We start from the raw sequence: 3458 nt of genomic DNA on the forward strand, positions 1-3458 counted from the left end.
TTGAAAAAAGACAGAAAAGCATTAAACTCCACGACCAACCTGCTCGACAACCTGGCGCGGGGTGGCATCTACGATCAACTGGGCGGCGGCTTTGCCCGCTACGCCACCGACGACCAATGGCGGGTGCCGCACTTTGAGAAAATGCTCTACGACAACGCCCAACTCGTGAGCCTCTACGCCCACGCCTACCAGGTGACGGGTGACGATAGTTACCGCCGTATCATCGCGGAAACCCTGGCCTTCGTCCAGCGCGAACTGACCGACCCGGAGGGTGGCTTCTACTCCTCTCTCAACGCCGACAGCGAAGGCGAGGAAGGCAAATTCTACGTCTGGAAGTACGACGAAATCGCCGCCATACTCGACCCGTCCGAGTTGGCGGCACTGGAAAAAGCCTACGCCATTACCAAGAAAGGAAATTGGGAAAAGGGCGAGAATATTTTGTATCAGGAAAATTCGGACAAGGCTCTCGACCCCGGCGATCCGCTGGTCAAGAAGGCGCGGGCCAAACTCTTTGTCGCTCGGACCAAACGCGTGCGGCCAAGTACTGATGACAAAATTCTGACTTCCTGGAATGCCCTGATGCTAAAAGGCTACCTCGACGCCTACCGCGCCCTCGGCGACCCGGCTTACTTGCAGGCGGCGGTCAGGAACGCTCGGTTTATGGAAAAGTACGTGCTGGACAAAGACTTTGCCTTGCAACGCAGTTTTCGGAATAAGAAAGTGTCGATCGACGGCTTTTTGGAAGACTACGCTTTCATGGCCGACGCCATGCTGTACCTCTACCAGGCGACGTTCGATAAGCATTGGCTGGACGTCTCCCGAGGGTTGCTCAATAAAGCCGATGCACAATTCTACGATGCTAAGTCGAAATTTTACACAACTAACGCTGCCAAAAAAGAAGGCATCCTCGTCAACAGCATCGGCGTGAACGACGGCGTGATTCCTTCGGGCAACGCTGTGCTGGCTTTGGCGCAGTACCGTTTGGGAAAAATCATGTACGACGAAAAACGCGAAGCCAAAGCAACGACTATGCTGCGTTTGATGAAATCCAGCCTGGCCGGCAACGCGGCCTATTACACTTCCTGGGCGATACTATTGGGTCTTGAGCATTTTGGCACCTACGAGGTAGCCATCGTAGGCCAGAAAGCAACCGAGCAGAAAGGCCTTTTGGAAAAAAACTACCTGCCCAATGCCATCTTCGCGGGAGGGAATACCGAAAATTTGCCTCTCTTGGAAGACAAAAAAGTGGCAGGGCAAACGCGCATCTACGTTTGTAAAGACAAGGTTTGTAAGCTGCCTACTTCTAACGCTACCGAAGCCCTCGCCTTGATCGAGTTTTGAGTGTCAGACCTTTTTGTTCTTCCAAGTACTCGTAGGGGCGGACCTGTGTGCCCGCCCGAACCCGCGCAGCAAAAAGTCTCAAAACAGCTTCTCATTGGGCGGCTTGATGCCTTTCATGCGAATGTAAATGGTAGCTTGTCCGCGGTGATGGGTTTGGTGTTCAAAAGCCTTGGCGTAAGCCATACCGCGCGTCATATCACGGCCAAACAGTTTAATCGGGGCTTCCATTCCCGCCTCGGACGCACCCGACAGGGAGCTGATGGCAAAGTCGTAACTTTCCAAAACTACCTTGGTCACAGCTTCCTTGCTGTTCAGGTCGTCCATTTTTTCGAGACTCTTACCCTTGTAAGGATTCTCCTTGCCGGAGGCAGCGGACACGAAATTGAAGTTGCCATTGGCCAGGTGCAACATCTGCTCCTTAAACGACCGAATCTCGGGCGTAGGCTTGTAATCGAGTCCGTCGGCGGGCATGGCTTCAAGGTACTCTTGGGTAAACTCCTTGGCGCGTTGCCAGTCGGCCACCATGCTGGAAACTGACTCAGTGGGCTGGAAGCTGCTTAGACCCAGCCAGGCCACCAAAAAGAGAAGAGAAGTAGATAAGGTTTTCATGATTGTTTGAATTGGTTTAGGGACAAGTTAGGCAAATTTTCAATTCTATGAATTATTCGTTGTTCATAATAATCTTGATAAGTGTTCTTAGCCAACAGGTTGAACCCGTAGCTGAAAAGAAACCCAACATCGTTTTCATTCTGGTGGACGATCTGGGAAAAGAATGGATCAGTACCTACGGAGCCGAAGACGTGACGACGCCCCATATCGACGCCCTGGCCAGAAGCGGAACGAGTTTCAATAATGTATATTCCATGCCGCAGTGTACGCCTACGCGACTCACGTTGCTGACGGGCCAATATCCATTTCGGCACGGTTGGGTAAACCACTGGGACGTGCCGCGCTGGGGTGGACAAGCGCATTTCGATGAAACAAAGCACCCGTCGCTGGGCGCAGAAATGAAAAAAGCCGGGTACCGAACGTGCGTGGTCGGAAAGTGGCAGATTGACGATTTTCGGGTAGAACCCGACGCCATGACGCGCGCGGGCTTTGACGAATACTGCATGTGGACGGGCTGGGAGGAAGGCAACGACCCGAGTCAGGAAAGGTACTTCGACCCTTATATTTTCACGAAGGAAGGCTCGAAGACTTACAAAGGAGAATTCGGCCCTGATATTTTCTCAGATTTCATTGTGTCATTTATCAAAGAGAGAAAGAAGGAACTGAACGCAGCCCGGCCTTTTTTCGTGTATTACCCGATGGTACTTACGCACACGCCCTTCACCGATACGCCCGATGAAAAGGCCGACACGCCCCTCGGCAAGCACAAAGCGATGGTGCGCTACACCGATAAAATCGTGGGTAAGCTCGTTACGGCACTGACCGAAGCAGGTTTGCTGGAAAACACCATCATCGTCTTCACGACCGACAACGGAACTACCTCCGCGATTTCGGGCCGATACAACGGTAGGTTGGTAAAGGGCGGTAAAGCCCATACCACCGAAAACGGCATTTGCGAGCCATTCATCGTGAGTTGGAAAAATCACATCGAACCTGACACTAAATCCGAAGCGCTGATCGATTTTAGTGACATTTTCCCAACGTTTCTCGATTTGGCGGGCATGAAAGTGGGAAAAACCTGGCGCTCTGACGGAGCGACGCATATCGTCGATGGCCGATCCTTCAAGCAAGCTCTGTTGAAAAGTACCGATCGTTCTAAACGCTCCTGGATCCTGGGCATGGGCGGCGGTAACAATGCCCGGCTCACGGAAAAAGGCGTAGAGAATAAATACAAATTCCGCGACCGCGTCGTGAGAAATGAGCGTTACAAACTGTATATCGACTCGAACCGGAAACCCGAAAAATTCATCGACTTACGCGAAGATCCCGAAGAGAAAATCAATCTGCTCGACAGCCTGACGAACGGAGAACGAAAAGCGAATTTTTCAAAGCTAATGGCCGTAGTAAAGTCCTTTCCCGAAAAAGATAGTGACCCAAAGTACCGTCTGAATCCTGTTCAACCGTGGGATGTGGAGGTGACTGCGGAAAGTCAGGTTTGGAAGAAATAG

3 protein-coding genes are annotated in these 3458 nt (G+C 51.9%); 2 read left to right on the forward strand and 1 reads right to left on the reverse strand.

Going from position 1 to position 3458, the window contains the following annotated elements:
- Positions 1-1341: thioredoxin domain-containing protein (locus ACEW8P_RS25045; RefSeq protein ID WP_373515798.1), on the forward strand; the 1341-nt coding region annotated here is incomplete at its 5' end.
- A 78-nt stretch (positions 1342-1419) separates the two neighbouring features.
- On the opposite strand, the gene ACEW8P_RS25050 is transcribed toward ACEW8P_RS25045, so the two are convergent.
- Positions 1420-1950, reverse strand: a complete 531-nt coding sequence (locus ACEW8P_RS25050) for a DinB family protein (protein WP_373515799.1) — start codon at positions 1948-1950, stop codon at positions 1420-1422.
- A gap of 47 nt (positions 1951-1997) precedes the next feature.
- Between ACEW8P_RS25050 and ACEW8P_RS25055 the strand changes: the two genes are divergently transcribed.
- Positions 1998-3458 carry a sulfatase-like hydrolase/transferase gene (locus tag ACEW8P_RS25055; protein WP_373515800.1) on the forward strand — a complete coding sequence of 487 codons (1461 nt, stop codon included), beginning with the start codon at positions 1998-2000 and terminating at the stop codon, positions 3456-3458.

The sequence above is a fragment of the Persicitalea sp. genome, from assembly GCF_041751555.1.
GTDB lineage: Bacteria > Bacteroidota > Bacteroidia > Cytophagales > Spirosomataceae > Persicitalea.

Coding starts and splice junctions, on each gene's coding strand:
- ACEW8P_RS25050 (WP_373515799.1), bottom strand. CDS start 1,950: ATGAAAACCTTATCTACTTCTCTTCTCTTTTTGGTGGCCTGGCTGGGT.
- ACEW8P_RS25055 (WP_373515800.1), top strand. CDS start 1,998: ATGAATTATTCGTTGTTCATAATAATCTTGATAAGTGTTCTTAGCCAA.